Annotated in this window: 18 protein-coding genes and 1 tRNA gene; 1 reads left to right on the forward strand and 18 read right to left on the reverse strand. The window is 61.4% G+C overall.

All coding sequences use genetic code 11. From position 1 onward, the window contains the following. Positions 1-58: 58 nt before the first annotated feature. The 9 genes from EL199_RS06875 to lgt form a co-directional block, all read right to left on the reverse strand. A complete protein-coding gene (locus EL199_RS06875) occupies positions 59-1,447 on the reverse strand; it encodes a GTP-binding protein (RefSeq protein WP_004139991.1) in 1,389 nt (462 codons plus the stop codon). Beyond that, positions 1,374-2,885, reverse strand: coding sequence for a GTPase (locus EL199_RS06880; protein ID WP_004139992.1), 1,512 nt, complete (start codon positions 2,883-2,885; stop codon positions 1,374-1,376). Before EL199_RS06880 ends, EL199_RS06875 begins: the two co-directional genes overlap by 74 nt. Beyond that, a complete protein-coding gene (locus EL199_RS06885) occupies positions 2,882-3,289 on the reverse strand; it encodes an acyl-CoA thioesterase (RefSeq protein ID WP_004139993.1) in 408 nt (135 codons plus the stop codon). Before EL199_RS06885 ends, EL199_RS06880 begins: the two co-directional genes overlap by 4 nt. Positions 3,290-3,731: 442 nt before the next feature. Then, positions 3,732-4,388 (reverse strand): tRNA (adenosine(37)-N6)-threonylcarbamoyltransferase complex dimerization subunit type 1 TsaB, encoded by a 657-nt coding sequence (gene tsaB / locus EL199_RS06890; protein ID WP_004139995.1) that lies wholly within the window; start codon positions 4,386-4,388, stop codon positions 3,732-3,734. Further along, positions 4,385-6,373: an ATP-dependent DNA helicase gene (locus EL199_RS06895; protein ID WP_004139996.1), complete on the reverse strand. Its 1,989-nt coding sequence runs from the start codon at positions 6,371-6,373 to the stop codon at positions 4,385-4,387. The genes tsaB and EL199_RS06895 overlap by 4 nt, the downstream gene beginning before the upstream one ends. Before the next feature lies 1 nt (position 6,374). Beyond that, a complete protein-coding gene (locus tag EL199_RS06900) occupies positions 6,375-7,352 on the reverse strand; it encodes a tetratricopeptide repeat protein (protein WP_004139998.1) in 978 nt (325 codons plus the stop codon). A gap of 212 nt (positions 7,353-7,564) precedes the next feature. After that, the gene (gene mrcB, locus EL199_RS06905) at positions 7,565-9,967 is read right to left on the reverse strand and encodes a penicillin-binding protein 1B (RefSeq protein ID WP_004140000.1); all 2,403 of its coding nucleotides are present in this window, start codon (positions 9,965-9,967) and stop codon (positions 7,565-7,567) included. Positions 9,968-9,988: 21 nt separating this feature from the next. Next, positions 9,989-10,765: a thymidylate synthase gene (locus EL199_RS06910; protein WP_004140001.1), complete on the reverse strand. Its 777-nt coding sequence runs from the start codon at positions 10,763-10,765 to the stop codon at positions 9,989-9,991. After that, complete coding sequence (lgt, locus tag EL199_RS06915) at positions 10,749-11,534, reverse strand: prolipoprotein diacylglyceryl transferase (RefSeq protein WP_004140002.1); 786 nt, start codon at positions 11,532-11,534, stop codon at positions 10,749-10,751. Before lgt ends, EL199_RS06910 begins: the two co-directional genes overlap by 17 nt. Before the next feature lie 193 nt (positions 11,535-11,727). Between lgt and EL199_RS06920 the strand changes: the two genes are divergently transcribed. Beyond that, entirely contained in the window at positions 11,728-12,072 is a 345-nt protein-coding gene (locus EL199_RS06920) for a cupin domain-containing protein (RefSeq protein ID WP_004140003.1), read from the forward strand. A 47-nt stretch (positions 12,073-12,119) separates the two neighbouring features. Here EL199_RS06920 and EL199_RS06925 read toward each other — a convergent pair whose 3' ends face one another. From EL199_RS06925 to clpP, 9 genes are all read right to left on the reverse strand, one after another. Further along, on the reverse strand, positions 12,120-12,818 hold the full coding sequence (locus EL199_RS06925; protein ID WP_004140005.1) for a tetratricopeptide repeat protein: 699 nt from the start codon (positions 12,816-12,818) through the stop codon (positions 12,120-12,122). A 154-nt stretch (positions 12,819-12,972) separates the two neighbouring features. After that, positions 12,973-13,920 (reverse strand): transaldolase, encoded by a 948-nt coding sequence (gene tal / locus EL199_RS06930; RefSeq protein ID WP_004140007.1) that lies wholly within the window; start codon positions 13,918-13,920, stop codon positions 12,973-12,975. A 12-nt stretch (positions 13,921-13,932) separates the two neighbouring features. Then, a complete protein-coding gene (locus EL199_RS06935; RefSeq protein WP_004140009.1) occupies positions 13,933-14,478 on the reverse strand; it encodes a 5' nucleotidase, NT5C type in 546 nt (181 codons plus the stop codon). A 5-nt stretch (positions 14,479-14,483) separates the two neighbouring features. Further along, complete coding sequence (locus EL199_RS06940; RefSeq protein WP_004140011.1) at positions 14,484-14,786, reverse strand: PTS sugar transporter subunit IIB; 303 nt, start codon at positions 14,784-14,786, stop codon at positions 14,484-14,486. Positions 14,787-14,846: 60 nt separating this feature from the next. After that, positions 14,847-14,933 (reverse strand) — tRNA-Leu (locus EL199_RS06945). Between the two features lie 110 nt (positions 14,934-15,043). After that, positions 15,044-15,355, reverse strand: coding sequence for an HU family DNA-binding protein (locus EL199_RS06950; RefSeq protein ID WP_004140013.1), 312 nt, complete (start codon positions 15,353-15,355; stop codon positions 15,044-15,046). 206 nt (positions 15,356-15,561) lie between these two features. Continuing rightward, complete coding sequence (gene lon / locus EL199_RS06955) at positions 15,562-17,949, reverse strand: endopeptidase La (RefSeq protein ID WP_004140014.1); 2,388 nt, start codon at positions 17,947-17,949, stop codon at positions 15,562-15,564. Positions 17,950-17,966: 17 nt separating this feature from the next. Further along, positions 17,967-19,214, reverse strand: coding sequence for an ATP-dependent Clp protease ATP-binding subunit ClpX (gene clpX, locus EL199_RS06960; RefSeq protein WP_004140016.1), 1,248 nt, complete (start codon positions 19,212-19,214; stop codon positions 17,967-17,969). Positions 19,215-19,245: 31 nt separating this feature from the next. Further along, on the reverse strand, positions 19,246-19,866 hold the full coding sequence (clpP, locus tag EL199_RS06965) for an ATP-dependent Clp endopeptidase proteolytic subunit ClpP (RefSeq protein ID WP_004140018.1): 621 nt from the start codon (positions 19,864-19,866) through the stop codon (positions 19,246-19,248). Between the last annotated feature and the right edge of the window lie 63 nt (positions 19,867-19,929).

Below are 19,929 nucleotides of genomic sequence, written 5' to 3' on the forward strand. Positions count from 1 at the left end.
AAGGGAAAAATGCCGCCCGCGGCGGCGCGGGAACGCGCAGGTTGGCAGGGCAGGGCGGTCAGCTTTTTTTGCCGAGGTACTGCGCGATGGAGGTTTTCGCTTCCTGGATGAGGGTGTCTTTGTCCAGATCGCGCAGGATTTCTTCGATGACAGGTTTGGCGCCACCCGCGCCCCAGCTCGCCCCTTGCGCGAAGTAGCGCTCTGCTGCTTTGCCGATGACGTAGCTGCCGTAGTAGGCCACACCTCCCTGCGCGCCCGCGGTGAGCACGGTGGAAAGTCCGGCAGTGAGGCCTTTCAGGAGCGAGGAGAGCGCCTGGATGCCGTAAACGGTGCCCATGAGGTAGCCGGTTTGCAGGGCGATGGTGCGCACCAGTTCGCCTGCCTGGTGGCGGGTGATGTCAATGCCGTAGGTGCGCGAGAGGTGGACAATCATGGTCGCGTCTGCGGCGAGTGCGAGGAGATCGACCGCCGGGATGGGGTTCACCGCGACGCCGACGGCTTTGATGAGTGCGTAGTGGCGGATGATGTTCTCTGCCAAATGTTGGCGCGCGGCGACGATTTCCTGGCCGACGCGCTCGGAGAGTTTGCCCGCAAAGACGCTGGCGTTTAATGCTGCGTAGCTTTTGCCGTCGGCTTCGAGCAGTTTCCACAGGACGGTTTTGAGCGCATCCACGTCCGCTGCGGGCTGGATGGTTTCTTCGTGTTCGCGCCCCTCTGCGTCGGTTGCGATTTGGATGTAGGTGTCGGGGCGGGCGCTGGCGGCGACGATGCGCTGCGCCGGGATGATGCCCGCGACGCGGCGGGTGAGGTGCGCCAACAGGGTGTCGCGGTCGGCTTCGTTCAGGCGGTCGGCTTTGTTGAGGACGAGGATGAGCGGCTGGGTTTTTTCGTGGAGTTGCAGGAGCGCCTGGTATTCGTCGCGGGTCATGTCGCTGTCCACCACGAACAGGACGGCGTCGGCCTGGCGGGCGACGTGCGCGGCGAGTTCGGCGCGGCTCTTGCCGCCGATTTCGTCGATGCCGGGGGTGTCGATGAGGTAGATGCCGCCGCTGTCGAGGGTTTGCCACAGGGTGTGTTCGCTGTGGCGGGTTTTGCCGTGCAGGACGCTGGTGGCAAAGATTTCTTTGCCGGCGAGCGCGTTTAAGAGCGCGGATTTGCCGACGCTGACGCGGCCGTAGGCGGCGACGTGGACGTGGCCCTGTTCGAGTTTGTCGAGCAGGCGCTGGAGTTGGCGGTAGTCTTCGCCGAGGCGCGCTTTGGCGTCATCCGGCAGGCGCTTGTCGTCGAGCAGGGCGGCGACGCTGTCGCGCGCTTTTTTGAGGTGCGCTTCGGCTTTGCCCGCGCGGCGTGCGGCGGCGGCTTTTTGGTGCGCTTCAGCTTTGGCGGTTTTTTTCGCGGCTGCCGAGGGCGAGCCGGACGAGGCTTTGCGCCCGCGTTTCGAGGTCATGATGCAGTTGTTCCTCAAAGTTTTGCATGATGTTCTGGGTGTTGAGCGCGCCTTGGCTGCTGTGTTCGAGCGCTTGCAGGGTGGCGCGGCCGAGGCTTTCGAAGATGAGGCCGTAGGCGACGGCGTGCGAGGCGCCGCCAATGACGGTGCCGACGCCGGGGAAGGCTTTGCAGACGTTACCGGCCAGCGCGAGGATGACGGTGAGGTGGGTTTTGACTTTGCTGCTCGCCGCTTCGACCAGGGTTTGCAGGTCGATGTCGCGCGTGGGGACGTCGTAGAGTTTGGTGAGGTGTTTCAACATGTCCATGCCGAGGTAGCCCTGGATGAGGACGTCGGTACCGGGGCCGACCGCGGCGACGCCGCCGAGCATGGCTTTGCGCGCGTAGCTTTTGACCATCGCTTCGCCGCGTTCGCGCCGGTAGTGGGCGAGGCGTTCGCTGAGCGCTTCGTCGGCCAGTGCTAGCAGCGCTTGGCGGTTGCGCGCGGTGAGGGTGCCGCGTTCGGCGGTCATTTGCGCGAGTTGTTGCAGGAGCGCGCTGACCTCTCCCGGCGCTTCGCGCTCTTGCCAGACGGTGCTGCCGTCCGGATTCAGGCGGCGCACGCTCTGGCGGTGCGCGCTGGCGCTGGTGATGAAGGCGACGCCTTCCGGCAGGCGGGCGCGGATGCGGGTTTGCAGTTCTTCCAGTTCGGATGCGCTGTAGAGGTTGGTTTTGTTGAGGATGACCAGCATCGGTTTGTCGAAGGCGTGCAGGCGCAGGATGGAGATCATGTCGCTTTCGGTGAGGTCTTGGTCGATGACGTAGGCGACGATATGCACGCGCCGCGCGGCATTCATCACTTCCTGGTCGAGCGTGCCGTCCGCGCCCGCCTGGTGCGTTCCGGGCATGTCGAGCAGGGTGAGGCTGAGGCCGCGCGGGTTTTCGTAGTGGTAGCGCTCGATGGTGGCGGTGCTGCCGCCGATGATGGAGGTGTCGATGGTCGCGTGCGGCAATAGCGTCTGGATGAGCGAGCTTTTGCCGGTACTAATTTTGCCGAAGAAGGCGAGTTCCAGCTCTTGCGGTTCGGCGGCGATGGCTTCAATTTCGGCGTCGATGGCGCTGGTGTCGAGGCCTTGCGCGCGGGCGGCGGCGGCGCGCGCTTGTAGTTCTTCGAGGCTGACGCGCTTGCGCTCGGCGGCGGGGGTTTTGCCGTTTTTGCGGTTGCGCCCGACCGTCCAGATTTTCCAGATGAGCCCGGCGCCTGCGGCGGCAATCAGGCTGATGATGATGAGGTAGAAGACGAGGAAGCCGGGCGAGGTGTGCTGCAGGCGGTCCCAGACGCGGAAGGCGATGTCGGTGAACTGGAAGATGATGAGGAAGACGACCAGCACGATGAGCACGGTCAGCAGGATGATGGCTTTGCGAATGAGCGAGACGCTGTTGCCGTTGTTCGGGGTCATGCGGTTTCTCCGTGCAGGCGGGTAAGCGCTGCGGTAAAGGCGGGCGGCAGGGCGGTGATTTTGCGCGCCTGGTAGTCAAAGGCAACCATTTCGGTCGCAGCTTCGGCGATGAGGATCGCACCGCGGCAGACGCGGTAGTGCAGGGTGAAGGCGGTGCGGCGCAGGTCGCTCGCGTGCAGGGTGATGTCGAGCGTGTCGCCGAGGAAGGCCTCGGCGCGGTAGTCGCAAGTCAGGCGGCGCATGATGAGTCCCGCGCCGAAGCAGTGGTGTTCTTCCGCGCCGAGGGCATGCAGCCAGTCCAGCCGCGCCTGGTGCAGCAGGGTGATGAGGCGGTCGTGGCCGAGATGGCCGCCGTAGTTGATGTCGCCAATGCGGACGGTGAGACGGGTGGTGATGGTGGTCATGATGGTGGGAGGTTTTTCTTTAGAGAGCGAAAGCTGGAGGCGCAGCAGAAAGGCGGGCGCTGGTGGGCGAATGTAGAGGGCGGTGCGCCAAGGTGTACGCGCTATGCTTATTGTGGGGATGAAAGTCGGAGATGCCGCAGAAAGACGCCCTCCCTCGCAGGGCGAAGCCCGCAGCGGGGGAGGGTTGGGGTGGGGGTAGCCATCGCGGCTTTACCATGAACGCTGCATGTTTAACGCAACGACGGTGCGCCAAGGCGCACCCTATGCCGGGATGGTTTACATACGCCTGAGCGCTCGTGCTGTATGTATAGCGACACTCATAAAGTCTCATACAAGGCGTGCCGCCGAAGACAGTACGCGGTTGTACGGCGAGGCGACGCAACGCCGTATGAGGCTTTAGGAGGATTGCTATAAATGGCAGGGCGGTATTCATCGCGGCGGCTTACCGTTGTACTACGTCGTTGCGCAGGTAGTGCAGTTCGATGCCTTGTAGCGGCGGTTGCCAGGCGGCGCTGTCGAGCAGGCTGAAGGCGTCGATGGCTTCCGGCATGTAGTGGTCTTCGGCGAGTGTCGCGCCTGTCGGGAAGCGGTCGGCGTACACGGTGCCTGCGCCTGCGACCAAGGCGCCCTCGAACCATGCGGCGGGCAAGGCTTCCGGCGCGCAGACGCGGTCTTCGCCAGTGCAGGCGCCGTTTTCGTACAGTCCGGCATAGACTTCGCCCATGCGCGCGTCCATGACGGCAAGGATTTTGTTCGCGCCGCTGTGGCGTTGGACGGTGGCGGCAAGTAAGGCGAGCGAGGAGACAGGCAGCAGCGGTACGTTCCAGGCGGCGGCCAGCCCCATCGCCACTGCCGCGCCGACGCGCAGGCCGGTAAACGCGCCCGGTCCGGCGCTGATGATGATGCCCTGGATGGCGCTTTTTTCGATGCCGCCTTTTTGCAGGAGTTTGTCCACCAGCGGCAGGATTTCGCGGGTGTGTTTTTGTGCTTCGAGTTCGTAGGCTTGCAGGGTGTTGCCGCCGGCAAGCAGGGCGACGGAGCAGGCGGGGCCGGAGGTGTCGAGGGCGAGCAGAGTGCTGTGTTTGTTGGGCGGGATCATGCGGTTTTGGTGGTTTCGTGGTAGGCGAAGAAGCGGTCAATGACTTCTATTTTACGGGTTTTGCTCATGGGCGGCAGGCTGTTGAGGAAGGTTTGGCCGTAGTTTTTTTGGGTGAGGCGCGGGTCGGCAAGGACGAGCACGCCGTAGTCGCCGCTGTCGCGGATGAGGCGGCCGACGCCTTGTTTCAGGGTGATGATGGCTTGCGGCAGGGTGTCGTGCATGAAGGGCGACAGGCCTTTGTCTTCGAGCAGGCGGTGGCGGGCGCGGGTGACGGGGTCGTTCGGCGCGGCAAAGGGCAGTTTGTCGATGACGACGCAGACGAGGCGGTCGCCGCGTACGTCCACGCCTTCCCAGAAGCTGGAGGTGGCGAGTAGTACGGCGCGTTCGTGGCGGCGGAAGTCGGCGAGCAGTATGTTTTTGCCGGCGCGGCCTTGTACCAGCAGGTGGTAGTCGGTGTCGCGCAGGGCGCGTTCGGCGGCGTGCAGCGCCTTGTAGCTGGTAAACAGCAGGAAGGCGCGGCCGCGGCTGCGTTCCAGTACGGGCAGGATGGCGCTGATGAGGGCGTCGTTGTAGCGCGCGTCGTTCGGGTCGGGCAGGCCGGGCGGGTGGTAGAGCAGCGCCTGGTGGCGGAAGTCGAACGGGCTTTGTAGCTGGATGCTGCGGTATTCGGAAAGGCCGAGTTCGCGGCTGAAGTGGTCGAATTTGCCATTTACCGCCAGCGTCGCCGAGAGGAAGGCCCAGCTGGCGTTGCTGTTCGCTATCCAGCTGGCGAAGCGTCCGGCGGCATTGACCGGCACGGAGCAGAGGGTGTAGTGGCGCGGGCCGACGTCCAGCCAGATGGCGCGCGGCACCGGCGGTTTGTCGTTGTTTTCTGCGTCGTTGCCGGTTTTTTCGGTGGCGGCGGGCAGCGCGGCGCGGTCTTCGGCAAGGAAGGCGGCAAGCAGTTTTTGCAGGTCCTGACAGCGGCCGTCGAGATGGGCGAGCAGTTTGCCGCGCGCTTTTTGCGGCGCGAGTTGTATGTGCAGCAGTTCAAACAGTGCCGCCAGCGCCTGTAATTCTGTCCAGAAGGCGCGGTGCGCGAACAGTTGTTCTTCGTCCAGCCGCGTTTCTGTCGGCTGGCGCACGGCGAGGAGGATTTTGCTGTGTTGTAGTTTGAGCTCGCGCAGGGTTTCGCGCAGTTCGAGCGCGTCCGGCGCTTCCGCGAGTGCCGCCGCTTCGCCGTCGCTGATGAAGCCGAGCAGTTGCCGCGCGGAGAGGCGGTCGCCGAGGAAGTGGATGGCCGTCAGCGGCAGGTGGTGTGCCTCGTCGATGACAAACGCCTGGATGTCCGGCAGGATTTCCGCGAATCCTTCGCTTTTCAGGGCGAAATCGGCGAGCAGCAGGTGGTGGTTGATGATGGTCACGTCCGCTTCTTTCGCCTTCTGCCGCGCCTGCTGCACGAAGCATTCTTCAAAGAAGGCGCAGTCGCGGCCGAGGCAGTTTTCTGCGGTCGAGGTGATGCGCGCCAGCACCGGCGCGTCTTCCGGGATTTCGGTCAGGGCGACCAGATCGCCGTCGGCGGTTTTGTCGAAAAAGCGCTCAATCGCGCGCCGCCACGCTTTTTCTTCCGCCGTGTGCGGTTCGCTGTCGAGGTACTGGTGATAGTGGTGATGGCAGAGGTAATTGCGCCGCCCCTTGAGCAGGGCGACGCGCGCGGTGGAGCGCAGCACTTTGCGTACCAGCGGCAAGTCTTTTGTAAAAATCTGCTCTTGCAGGTTGCGTGTTGCGGTCGAAACCAGCCCCTTCTTGCCGCTGGCAAGGAGCGGCAAGAGGTAGGCGAAGGTTTTGCCGGTGCCGGTGCCTGCTTCTGCCAACAAAATGCCGTCGTCCGACAGATTGTCGGCGACGGCTTCTGCCAGTTCCTGTTGCCCCGGTCGCGGCTGGTAATCGCGCACCGCTTGCGCCAGCGCGCCATCCGCGGCGAACAGGGCCTTGATGTCAGCCAAATCAGTACGATGCGGCTTTGGTCGCGGCCTGCACCGCACCCTGGCTGTCGCCCAGCTTGTTGCGCGAGTTGGAGATGAGCGACCACGATTTTTTCAGCATCGCATTGCTGCCGCCGGTTTGCACGGCGCGGCTTGCCATGCTTTCCGCTTCTTTGTAGCGGCCTTGGTGATAGCGGATATTGGCGATGTCGTAGAGGATTTTGCTGTTTTTCGGGTCGAGGCGCTGCGCGTTTTCCAGATACGCCGCCGCACCGTCCAAATCGCCCTTGCCGAGCGAACCGGAGGCTTTTTTGAGCAGCGCGGAGACGGCGGTTTCGCCTTCCGCTTTCGGCGCGGGGTCAGGCGCGTTGCTGGCGACCGTTTTCGTTTCCACCGGCGGCGGTACGGCCGGGTTGGCAGCGGGCTCCGTGCCGGTGTTCGGGCGCAATGCCTGGCGCTTGTTGTTCGCCCCGGCGGCGGGATCGGCGACCGCGACTTTCGGCGCTTCCTTCACCGCATCACGAATCGCTGCCGCGCCCGGTGCTTGCGGCTGGTTGGCGTTAGGCGCGGGCGTAACCTTGGGCTGGTCGGCAGGCGCGCCCCAACCCGGTGCGGGGGCGGGCGTCTTGGCAATATTCGGCGCGGCGGGCTGGTAGGGGTTCGCCGCCTGCACCTGCGTCTGCTGCACGGGCGGCGGTACATTCGGCACGGCGGGCGTATTGACCGGCGGCTGTCCCATCTGCGGGCGTAGCGGCTGGTTGTTGGCGTAAGCGGGATTGACCGGCGGCGGTACTGCCTGCCCGGCGTTGGCATAGCCGCCGTTGAAGTTGAAGCCGCCCTGTTGCGGTTGTTGCGGCTGTAGTCCGCCTTGCCCGCCGAAATTGCCGGATTGGCCGTAGGCGACGTTGCGGTCAACGACGCGTGCGCTTTCGTTGCCGTAAATGCTGCAACCGCTGAGCAGAAGCGCGGCCAATGCGGCGCCCAACCATGTGTGTTTCATGTTCCGTACCCTCTGAGAGTGTTGTGCTGAAAGTGTGAAGGCGCGCATTTTACCTGGATTTTCCGGGGCGTGGCAGGGATGAACGTGGTGTTAATGTTTGCGCGGGGTGGTGCCTGCGCAGGGCGCTCATCATGGTCTGTTGTTTTTTGCGGTGTATAGCTATAAATGTAAAAACGCCGGATAGTCGGCGTTTTTGTGGGGGGAATGTACGGTCAGTTGCCTGGTCCCCAACCGGAGACGGGTTGGCCGCTGCTGCCGCCGCTGTTGCCGCGCGTGCCTGTGGGTTGTTCCCATTGTAGGCCGCCGCTGTTGTCAAAGACGCCGGTGCCGCCGCCTTCGTCGTCGTCTTGCGCGGCGGGTTTGGGTGCGGCGCAGCTTTGGTAGTGGGTCGGCTCGGAGCCGGCGATGAAGGCGAATTCTGCCGCGCGTCCGGCGCAGCCTTGTCCGGCGAGCGCGCCGCTGTATTTGTCCACCATGCGGGTGACGATGCCTTCGGGTTTTTTCAGTTCAAGCGGTTCGTTGGGCAGTGCTTTCATGATGTCCATCCAGACGCGCATTGCGCCGGTGCCGCCGGTGAGTTTGGTGATTTTGTTCTGGTCGTTGCCGACCCAGACGACGGAGAGGAGGTTGCCGGAAAATCCGGCGAACCAGCTGTCGCGGTAGCTGTCTGTTGTGCCGGTTTTGCCTGCGATGTTGAGGCTGGGGCTGATTTTTTCTTTGAGCGCGGTGGCCGTGCCCCGGCGCGGGATTTCTTGCATGGTGGAGACGATGAGGTAGTGCGGCCCCGGCTCGATGGCTTTTACTGCCTTGAGGTCAAAGCGGCTGATGACGGTGCCATCCTGGGTGGTGATTTCGCGGATGGAGCGCAAAGGGATGAGGTAGCCGCCGCTGGCGAAGGTTTCGTACATTTGCGCGACTTCAAAGGCGTTCATGCTGACGGCGCCGAGCGAGACGGCGGGGTAGTTCGGCAGGTCGGCGCGCGCGCCAAGGCGCTGCATGGTGCCGGTGACGTCTTTGATGCCGATGTCGAGGGCGATGCGCGCGGTGGGGACGTTGTAGGAGCGGATGAGGGATTCTTGCAGGGTGACTTTGCCGCGGCTGCGTTTGTCGTAGTTTTTCGGTGACCAGGTGGTGCCGCCCTGTTTGTAGTTGAGCGGGCTGTCGTCCAGCGGGGTGGCGAGCGTGTAGATTTGCGGGTATTCGACGGCGGCGAGGTATACCATCGGTTTGACGACGGAGCCGATGTTGCGCTGTGAGTAGAGGGCGCGGTTGTAGCCTTGTTCGTTGGCGACTCTGGAGCCGACGACGGAGAGCACTTCGGCGTTGGCGGTATTGACGACAACGGCCGCGCTTTGCAGGAAGTTGGCTTTGAGGCCGTTGCGTTTTTCCAGCGTCGGCAGCGCGCCACTAAGCGCTTTTTGGGTTTTTTGTTGGATGAGCGGGTCGAGGGTGGTGAAGATGTTGAGGCCGTCTTTGGTGAGGTCTTCCGGTTTGTAGTGTTCGCCGAGTTGTTGGTAGACGAGGTCGACGAAGGCGGGGAAGCGCACGCGGTCGCGTTGGGTTTCGGCATTGACGACGTCCAGCGGCAGGCTTTGCGCCAGTTTCATGTCGGTGTCGCTGATGAGGCCGTTTTGTTGCATCAGGCCGAGCATCATGTTGCGCCGTTGCAGGGCGTAGTCGGGGTGGCGGCGCGGGTCGGCGTTGCCCGGTTCGCGCACGAGGCCGATGAGCATGGCGATTTCGTGCAGGCCGAGGTCTTTGAGTTCTTTGTTGAAGTAGTATTCGCTCGCCAGGCCAAAGCCGTGGATAGCGCGCTGCCCGTCCTGGCCGAGGTAGATTTCGTTGAGGTAGCCTTCGAGGATGGTTTTTTTGTCGTTGTGGTATTCGATGACTAGCGCCATCAGCATTTCTTTGAGTTTGCGCGAGAGGGTCTGTTCGTTGCTGAGGTAGTGGTTTTTGATGAATTGTTGGGTGAGGGTACTCGCGCCCTGTTTGCCGCCTTTCTGGATGTAGGTGACGTAGATGGAGCGGGCGAGGCCGCGCGGGTCAATGCCGGGGTGTTTCCAGAAGTTTTTGTCTTCGATGGCAATCAGGCTGTCCACCAGCACCGGCGGCACGTCGTCAAGGTCCACCAGTACGCGGTCCTGTTTGTGCGCGGGGTAGATGCTGGCGATGCGCAGCGGGTCGAGGCGCTCCAGCACTTCTTCTTCGAGGGTGGTGAGGTTTTGTACGTCCGCGACTTTGTCTTTGTTAAAGCGGATTTGCATTTTCCGCGCTGGGCGCGCGCCGTCCCAGAAGGCGAACGGCTGGGCGTAGTATTCGACGGTGTCGCCGTCGCGGCGGTATTGTTTGATGTCGCTGAGGTTCGCCACTTCGCGGTAGTCGAGCAGGCGCAGTTCGTTGATGAGGTCGTCGGCGGAAAGCGTCGCGCCACGGTAGATTTCCAGCGGACGGGCGTAAACCCGTGCCGGGACGGACCACAGCGCGCCATCCAGGGTGCGGTCATCGAGGTGGTATTCTTTTTCCAGCTTGAGCGCGTACATGAAGAGCAGCACGCAGCCAAAGATGCCGATGATGATCAGGAAATAGAAGGTGTTACGGATGAGGCGCAGCAAGGAGGTTCTCCGGTAAGCGGTTTAGACGGCGACCGGCGCGGGAATGGCCGGGTGGCTCTGGTAGTTTTGCAGCGTGATGTCGCTGTACTGGTAGGCGTCGATGGACGGCGCGTGGCGCAGCGCCAGCGTCGGCAGCGGGTAGGGTTCGCGCGCCAGCTGGGTTTCGGCCTGGGCAAGGTGGTTGTTGTAAAGGTGAACGTCGCCGCCCGTCCATACCAGTTCGCCCGGTTGCAGGTTGGCCTGTTGCGCCATCATGTGGATGAGCAGGGCGTAGCTCGCGATATTGAACGGCACGCCGAGGAAAACGTCCGCCGAGCGCTGATAGAGTTGGCAGGAGAGGCGGCCGCCTGCGACGTAAAACTGAAACAGCGCGTGGCAGGGCGCAAGCGCCATTTGCGGCAGTTCGCCGACGTTCCAGGCGGAGACGATCATCCGGCGCGAATCGGGGTCGGTGCGCAAGAGGTCAAGCACGTTGGCAATCTGGTCGCAACCGCCCCAGTCACGCCATTGTTTGCCATAGACCGGGCCGAGGTCGCCGCGGGCGTCCGCCCATTCGTCCCAAATGGAAACGCCGTGTTCGTGCAGCCAATGGATATTGGTGTCGCCGCGTAAAAACCACAGCAGTTCGTAAGCCACGGATTTGAAATGCACCCGCTTGGTGGTCAGCAGCGGGAAACCACGGGTGAGGTCAAAGCGCATCTGGTAGCCGAAGACCGAGCGCGTGCCGGTGCCGGTACGGTCAGCCTTGGGCGCGCCGTGTTCCAGAATGTGGCGCAGCAGATCAAGATAGGTTTGCACGCGGCCCCCGCCGGAAAAGCAGCCACAGGCCGAGGACAATCATCGGCAGGCTGAGCGCCTGCCCCATCGTGATGCGGCCAATGATGAAGTCGATATGACCGTCCGGCTGGCGCACCATCTCGACCAGCGAGCGGAAAACGCCGTAAAGGACGAGGAACATGCCGGAAACCTGGCCGCTGCGGCGTGGCTTGGCGGAATAAAACCAGATGATGACAAACAGCGCGATGCCTTCCAACCCCGCTTCATAAAGCTGCGAGGGGTGGCGCGGAATGCCGTCGTGCGTGCCGGGGAAAACCATGCCCCAAGGCACATCCGTCGGCCGTCCCCACAGTTCGCCGTTGATGAAATTGCCGATGCGGCCAAAGAACAGCCCTGGCGGAATCATCGGCGCGACATAATCGGTCACATCCCAAAAGCGTTTGCCTTTCTTGCGGCCAAACAGCCACAGCGCAAACATCACGCCGAGCAGCCCGCCGTGGAAAGACATGCCGCCTTCCCAAATCTTGAACGGATAGAGCAAATCCTGCGCCCAGTAGCCCATGCCATAAAAGAGCACGTAACCGATGCGCCCGCCGAGGACAACGCCGAGCATCAGATACGTCATGAGATCGCTCACCTCCTCCTTGTTCCAGGCCGGGTTGGATTTGGTGCGCTGCACGCCGAGCAAATAGGCGCAGCCGAAGCCGATGACGTACATCAGGCCGTACCAGGTCGGGTGAATCGGGCCGAGCTTGAAAATATAGGGATTAAAATCGGGGAAAGTGAGCATGAAAAGTGAGCCTTGTTGTTGTAAATGCGTAAGTTAGCAGCGGAAAAACCGCGCGATAATAGCACAAAATCCCCGGGATAGCGGGGGCGGCGTGCAGGATGAACAAACGGAATATGGTTGAGAGGAAATCGCATTTGCACGCCGAGCGACCGGGGGGTATAGTCGCGCCTCCATTTACAACCGGAGCATCTCCATGAAAACCCTGCTGACCGCTGCCCTCATCGCCCTTGCCGTCCCCGCTTTTGCCGCCGACGCGCCTGCGGGCAAAGTGCTGAGCGAAGAAGGCAAAGTCTTCCACAACACGAACGGCACCGTGGTGCGCAAGGCGCTGAAAAGCGGCGAGAAAATCGACCGCCATAACCACGAAGGCGAAGACATCATCTTCAACGTGATGAGCGGCAAAATCACCGTTACCCTGAACGACGGCGAAGTGCATGAGTTGAACGCGGGCGACACCCTGGTCTTCAACGGCAAAAACTACATTTCCGCCGTCGCTGGCGCCGATACGGTGGTGGTGATTACGCTGGTGAAGGAATAAACGCTGCGGCGAACGTTTTAAAAGGCGGGATTTCCCCGCCTTTTTTGTTACATGTTTTGCACTTGTATCTGGCCGCTTTCGATGGCGCCGAGGATTTCTTGCGCCTGCGGGTCGTTCGGGTTGGCGCGGGTGTATTCTTTCAGCACTTTGACGGATTCGTCGCGTTTGTCCTGGGCAAGCAGCGCCATGGCAAGCGGGATGGCGCTCATGCGGTTGCCGTTTTTGTAGGCGGCGCGCAGGTTTTCTACGGCTTCGCCCGCTTTGCCGACTGAGGCGAGGAAGCGGCCGAATTCGTCTTGGATGTCGGCTTTGCGGTTCGCGGGCGTGTATTGCAGCAGTTGGCGATAGGCGGCTTCGGCTTTTTCGCCGTAGCCAGGCTGGTCGAGGTTGTGGCCGATCCAGGCGAGGCGCGCGCTCATCAGCAGGCTGGCGAGGTGCGCTTCGCTCGCTTTGCCGCCGGCGGGCGGAGCGCTGTTTTCGGTCATGTTGTCCAGCACGATGGCGATTGGCGCAAGGTCGTTGATGGCTTGTTGGCGGTCGGCGTCGCTGTCGAATTGCGGCGGGTAGTCGCCTGCGTGCATGCTGAGGTTGCCGAGTGCGTTTTGCAGTGCCGGGATGTTGACGGTGATCGGCGGGTGTTCCGGGGTGCCGTTGATGAGGCTGTTCGGGTCCAGACGCGGGTAGGGCGCGGCGTAGAGGGTGGCGGTGGCGAGTAGGCAGCTCAGGGTCAGCAAGTGTTTTTTCATGTTTCGGGTCTCCTGGGGTTTCGGGTGGGGCGCGTCTGTTGGGACGTGCACGGGTTGCGGATGTGGTGTTCTATTGGCTACGGATAGGGTTATAGCAATGAACCCCACCCCAACTCTCCCCTACAGGGGGAGGGCGCCGTTCGGTAGAGATGTCTTAAAGTTTGGCAGCCAGCATCGCTTCCAGTTTTTCCTGGTCGGCGGCGAATTTGCGGATGCCTTCGGCCAGTTTTTCAACTGCCATCGGGTCGCTGTTGTGTTGCCAGTAAAATTCGGCTTCGGTGAGCGGCGCGGGTTTTTCGGTTGTACTGCCTTTGGCTTCGAGTTTGCGCGGCAGCGTGGCGTCGCTCGCTTGCAGTTCGGCGAGAAGCGGCGGGGCGATGGTGAGGCGGTCACAACCGGCCAGTTCGGTGATTTCGCCGATGTTGCGGAAGCTCGCGCCCATGACGATGGTCGGGTAGCCGTGTGCTTTGTAGTAGCGGTAGATGGCGGTTACGGATTTGACGCCGGGGTCTTCGGCCGGGGCGTAGTCTGCGTTGCCGTGCGCTTTGTACCAGTCAAGGATGCGGCCGACAAAGGGCGAGATGAGGTACACGCCCGCTTCTGCACAGGCGCGCGCTTGGGCTTGCGAGAAGAGCAGGGTGAGGTTGCAGTTGATGCCTTCTTTTTCGAGGGTTTCGGCGGCGCGGATGCCCTGCCAGGTGGCCGCGATTTTGATGAGGATGCGTTCGCGGCCAACGCCTGCCGCCTGGTAGAGGGCGATGATTTTGCGCGCTTTGGCGACGGTGGCGGCGCTGTCGTAGGAGAGGCGGGCATCGACTTCGGTAGAGATGCGGCCGGGGATGAAGTTCAGGATTTCGAGGCCGATGTTCACCGCCAGTTTGTCTTCGGCGTCGATGAGTTGTTGGGCGCGGTCGTCGCTTTGTTTTTTGCCGTAGGCGATGGCGTTGTCGATGAGCGGTGCGTATTGCGGCAGGGCGGCGGCGGAGAGGATGAGCGAGGGGTTGGTGGTCGCGTCTTCGGGCTGGTATTGGCGGATGGCTTCGATGTCGCCGGTGTCGGCGACGACGATGGTCATGCTTTTCAGGGCTTCGAGTTGGTTCATGGGTGTCTCCTTTCAGGGGGTGAGCAGTGCCGCCCAGCTCGCCGGGTCTTGCCAGCGGATGCGGCGCGGGGTGTTGATGTGGCGGTTGTAGGGCGCGTCGTAGAGCCAGTGTTGCCAGACGGGCGCGAGGCTGCCGCTGATGTCGGGTTTGTCGTCAATGAGGATGTCGCCACGCACCAGGGTTTTGTCTTTGGTGAGCATGACGCGCGCCGTCCAATCGAAGCCGAGGTGTTCTTCAACCCAGGCGATTTTTTCGCCGACGCAGTGGCGGTAGTTGGTGATGGGCGCGGTGCAGATGCGGACGTCGTGTCCGGCGGCGAGCAGGGCGCGGGCGGCGTCCAGCGCGCCCTCGACCGGGCGCAATCCGGCGAAGAAACCGGCGGCGGAGTAGAGGTCTATCAGGGCGTCACGGTGTTCGGGAGCGGCGTCGTCGCGCACGTAGAAGTTTTGTCGCGGCTGCGGTAATGGCACGGGCGTGCCGTAGCGCGTTTGCCAGCCGTGGGCGATGCCGTGTTCGAAATCGGCGAGGACGCCGTCTTGGTCAAGCAGGATGAGCATGAGGGTCAGGGGGTGTCAGCGGGAGCGAAACCGGCGTCTTGCAGGCGCTGGCGGATTTCTTCGAGGGAGAGGATGTTGCGCATGCCGATAACGGTGGTGCCCGCCGCTGCGGCGTTTTTGAAGATGCTGGCGAAGCTGGTGGCGCAGAAGATGATGTCGTAGTCGGGAGCGAGGGTTTTGGCCTCGCTGATGGCACAGTGGTGGATGGTTTCGAAGGGTATGCCGTATTCTTGCAGCACTTGTTCGACTTTGGCTTTCATGATGGGGCCGGTGGCTGTGCCGTGCGCGCATGTGACGAGGATTTTCATGGGTTCTCCTGTTGCCCGCAAAAATTAAAGCCCCGCAGCAAGCGGGGCTTTGTGGGTGTCTGGTGCCTAAGGAGAGACTCGAACTCTCAAGATGTTACCATCGGCGGATTTTGAATCCGCTGCGTCTACCAGTTCCGCCACTCAGGCTGGGCAAGGCGCGCATTATAAGGGGTTTTGCCGCGGGTGCAAGTTTTTGTTCTGGCCGCAGGCAAGTTAAAGGCGACCCGGAGGTCGCCTTTTTTGGCAGTTCAAAGGTTTTATTTGCCTTTTTTGGCGGCAGGTTTGCCTTTTGCCGGGACGTTGAGGGCGTCTTTCAGTTTTTTGCCGGCTTTGAAGGCAGGCGTGATGCTGGCCGCAATCTGGATTTCCTTGCCGGTTTGCGGGTTGCGTCCGGTACGAGCGGCGCGTTCGCGAGTTTCGAAGGTACCGAAGCCGATCAGGGTGACTTTATCCCCTTTTTTCAGGGTCTCGGTGACACTTTCGAGTACGGCTTCGAGCGCTTTGCCGGCCTGGACTTTGGTAATGTCTGCAGCGGCAGCGATTGCGTCAACTAATTCCGTCTTGTTCATAATTTACCTTTACTGTGAGTTTGTAGGATCTGTCCGGCGCTTCTGCACCGACGGCGAAATTTTATACAGTCATTATGTAACGATGCAATCCTTTTTTTCTTTTTCTTTTGTGTTTTTACTATGTTAGCGTTAATGTTTGGGATAGTTCGCTGTTTTCTCGGGATAAAATTAAACCGCCACGGATGGCGGTTTATGCTTTTTTGGTATTAGCAACGGATGTTTTTGCCCGCTTCTGTGCTAATGGGCGGCGGCTGTTTGTTTTGTAGCAGGCGCTGGTTTAGCGGGGTTTCGGAGGGCTCAAAGGCGTGCTCAAAGACTTGTTCGATACGGCTGACCGGGATGATGGTCAGCGCGTCTTTGACTTCGTCCGGGATTTCGCGCAGGTCTTTGCGGTTTTCTTCCGGGATGAGCACGGTTTTGATGTGGCTGCGTACGGCGGCGAGCAGTTTTTCTTTGAGGCCGCCGATGGCGAGCACCCGCCCGTGCAGGGTGATTTCACCGGTCATGGCGAGATCGCCACGCACCGGGATTTTGCTGAAGGCGGAGAGGAGTGCCGTTGCCATGCCGATACCGGCGCTGGGGCCGTCTTTCGGGGTCGCGCCTTCGGGCAGGTGCATGTGGATGTCATATTCGTCGTAACGCAGTTCGGGCAGGTTTGCTTCGAGATAGCTGCGCACCACCGAGGAGGCGGCCTGGATGGATTCTTTCATGACGTCGCCAAGCTGGCCGGTGAGGTTCAGCTTGCCTTTGCCACGGAAGATGGTCGCCTCGATTTGCAGGGTTTCGCCGCCGACGGACGTCCAGGCAAGGCCGGTAACGCAGCCGATTTTGTTGCGCAGGTCGTCTTCGCTGCGGCGGTATTTGGGCACGCCGAGGAAGTCTTCAAGATTGCTCTTGTTGATGGCGATGTTTTTTATGTCCGAGGTCAGCAGTTTGCGCACACTTTTGCGCGCCAGTTTGCCGATTTCCCGCTCAAGGTTGCGCACGCCCGCTTCGCGGGTGTAGTCCTCGATGATGTCGGTGACAACACCGTCTTCCAGCGCGAATTCGTCTTTGCGCAGGCCGTGTTCGCGGATTTGTCGCGGCAGGATGTAGCGCGTGGCGATTTCGCTTTTTTCGCGGCTGGTGTAGCCGGGCAGGCGGATGACTTCCATGCGGTCCAGGAGCGGCGCCGGGATGTTCAGGGTGTTGGCGGTCGCGATGAAGAGCACCCCGGAGAGGTCAATGTCGGTTTCGAGGTAGTGATCGCTGAAGGCGTTGTTTTGCGCGGGATCGAGGACTTCGAGCAGGGCGGAGGCGGGGTCGCCGCGGTGGTCCATGCCGATTTTGTCGATTTCGTCCAGCAGGATGAGCGGGTTGTTGCTTCCCAGTTTGCACAGTTTTTGTACGATTTTGCCGGGTAGCGAGCCGATGTAGGTGCGGCGGTGGCCGCGGATTTCGGCTTCGTCGTGTACGCCGCCGAGCGAGATGCGGTCAAAGTCGCGGCCGGTCGCCTCGGCGATGGATTTGCCGAGCGAGGTTTTGCCGACGCCGGGCGGGCCAACGAGGCAGATGATGGGGCCTTTGCCGTGTTTGTTGCGTTTTTGTACGGCGAGGTAGTCAAGGATGCGCTCTTTGACGTCTTCGAGGCCGTAGTGGTCGCGCTCCAGGATTTTTTCGGCGCGGGCGATGTCGTACTGGCTGCGGCGGCGTTTGGACCAGGGGTAGTCAATCATCCATTCGAGGTAGTTGCGGATGACGTTGGCCTCGGCCGACATCGGCGACATTTGTTTGAGTTTGTTCAGTTCGGACAGGGCTTTTTTTTCGGCGTCCGCGCTCATGCCGGCGTCTTTGATGGATTTTTCCAGTTGTTCGACGTCGTTGAGCGCGTCTTCCATTTCGCCCAGTTCTTTCTGGATGGCTTTGATTTGTTCGTTGAGGTAGTACTCGCGCTGGTTGCGCTCCATTTGTTGTTTGACGCGACGACGGATTTTGCGGTCCAGGTCGGATTTTTCCAGTTCTTCTTCGAGGAAGATGAGGATGTGTTGCAGGCGGTCGTTGAGCGCGGTGCTGTCGAGGATGGCGATGCGCTGTTCCAGGTTGAGGTCCATGTGCGCCGCGATGGTGTCGGCGATGCGGCCGGGGTTGTTCAGTTGGCGCAGGTTTTGCAGCAGGTCGTCGGCGTTTTTGTCGTTCTCTTTGAGGAAGCGGGTGAATTGTTCGACGGCGGTTTTGCCCATCGCCCGCTGTTCGTCGGTCGGGGTGGCGCCTGCCGTGCCGTAGTCGCGGTAGCTCGCTTGCAGGTAGGGCTGCGCTTCCTGCCAGGCGACGATTTCGACGCGGCGCAGGCCTTCAACCAGCACTTTGACGGTGCCGTCGGAGAGTTTTGCCATTTGTACGATGCGGCCGACGGTGCCGACCGGGTGCAGGTCGGCGATTTCCGGATCGCGGATGCTGGCGTCTTTTTGCGGGATAAGCAGCAGTTCTTGCTGGTTGTCGTTGGCGATGTTGAGCGCGGCGATGGATTTTTCCCGGCCGACAAAGAGCGGCACGATGACGTGCGGGTAAACGACGACGTCGCGCAGCGGCAGGACGGGGAGGGTGTTTTCTTGCATCAGGTTCTTCTTCCGGTTCAGGCGGATTTTTTGTAGTGCAGTTGCGGGGTGCTGCCTTCGAGGATGGTCGCGGCGGTGACGGTCACTTTGTCGATGTCTTTCTGGTCGGGCAGGTTGAACATGGTATCGAGCAGGGTTTGTTCGACGATGGAGCGCAGGCCGCGCGCGCCGGTTTTGCGGGTAATGGCTTTTTGCGCAATGGCTTGCAGCGCGTCCGGGGTGAATTCTAGGGCGACGTTCTCAAAGCCGAAGATTTTTTCAAATTGGCGCACGATGGCGTTTTTCGGCTCGGTAAGGATGTGGATGAGCGCGTCTTCGTCCAGGGTGTCTAGCAGGGCGATGATGGGCAGGCGGCCGACGAATTCGGGAATGAGGCCGAATTTGACGAGGTCTTCCGGTTCGATTTGTTGTAGCAGGCGGTTGTTGTTTTCGTCCGCCTCGGCTTTGCTGTGGACGTGCGCGCCGAAGCCGATACCGCCTTGTTCGGTACGTTTGGCGATGAGTTTTTCCAGTCCGGCAAAGGCGCCGCCGCAGATGAAGAGGATGTTAGTGGTGTTGACGTGTATCAGTTCTTGCTGCGGGTGTTTGCGCCCGCCTTGTGGCGGCACGGCGGCAACGGTGCCTTCTACCAGTTTGAGCAGCGCCTGTTGCACGCCTTCGCCGGAGACGTCGCGGGTGATGGAGAGGTTTTCGCCCTTGCGCGCGATTTTGTCGATTTCGTCAATGTAGATGATGCCGCGTTCGGCGCGGGTGACGTCGTTGTCGCAGTTCATCAGCAGTTTTTGCACGATGGTTTCGACGTCTTCGCCCACGTAACCCGCTTCGGTCAGCGCGGTGGCGTCGGCAATGGCGAAGGGGACATCCAGGCATTTGGCCAGTGTTTGCGCGAGCAGGGTTTTGCCGGAGCCGGTCGAGCCGATCATCAGGATGTTGCTTTTGACGATTTCGACGCCGTCGTCGGCTTTTTGTTGGTTGAGGTGCAGCCGTTTGTAGTGGTTGTACACCGCCACCGCCAGCGCTTTTTTCGCGCGGTGCTGGCCGATGATGTAGTCATCGAGGAAGGCCTTGATTTCGGAGGGGGTCGGCAGCGGTTTGCCGTCAAACAGTTCGGGGCTGCTGCCTGCGGGTGCGCCGTCTTTCAGCATGTCGCCGCAGAGGGTGATGCACTCGTCGCAGATGTTGATGCCGTCCGGGCCGGAAATGAGGCGGCGCACTTCGGTATCGGGCTTGTGGCAAAACGAGCAGCGGTGACGTTTATCGGTCATGGGAACTCCGGGGAATACGGGTAGGGTGCGCTCAGGAGGCGCTGATGTCGGCGCGCGCAGTGGTGACGTGGTCAATCAGGCCGTAGGCGGCGGCTTCTTCGGCGGACATGAAGTTGTCGCGGTCGGTGTCGCGCTCGATTTTTTCCAACGGCTGACCGCTGTGTTTGGCGAGCAATTCGTTCAGCGTCGCCTTCATTTTCAGGAGTTCGCGCGCGTGGATTTCAATATCGGATGCCTGACCACCGAGACCGCCGCTGATAAGCGGTTGGTGAATCATCACCCGGCTATGTGGCAGGGCGAAACGTTTGCCTTTGGCGCCGGCAGTGAGCAGCATCGCGCCCATGCTCGCTGCCTGGCCGAGGCAGAGGGTGGAGACATCCGGCTTGATGAAGTTCATGGTGTCGTACACCGACATGCCTGCGGTGACGGAGCCGCCGGGCGAGTTGATGTAGAGGTGGATGTCCTGGTCGGGGTTTTCCGCTTCAAGGAAAAGCATTTGCGCGACGACGAGGTTGGCGGAGGCGTCATTGACCGGGCCGACGAGGAAGATGACCCGCTCTTTTAACAGGCGGGAATAGATGTCGTAGGAGCGTTCGCCGCGGCCGGTCTGCTCGACGACCATCGGGATGAGCAGGTTGTTGTGGATTTCCATGAGGGTTTTCTCCGTAAGGTGACAAGACAGTTCCCGATGTGCGGGCGGCTGGCGGGATTTCAA

This window comes from Cardiobacterium hominis, from assembly GCF_900637305.1.
Taxonomy (GTDB): domain Bacteria; phylum Pseudomonadota; class Gammaproteobacteria; order Cardiobacteriales; family Cardiobacteriaceae; genus Cardiobacterium; species Cardiobacterium hominis.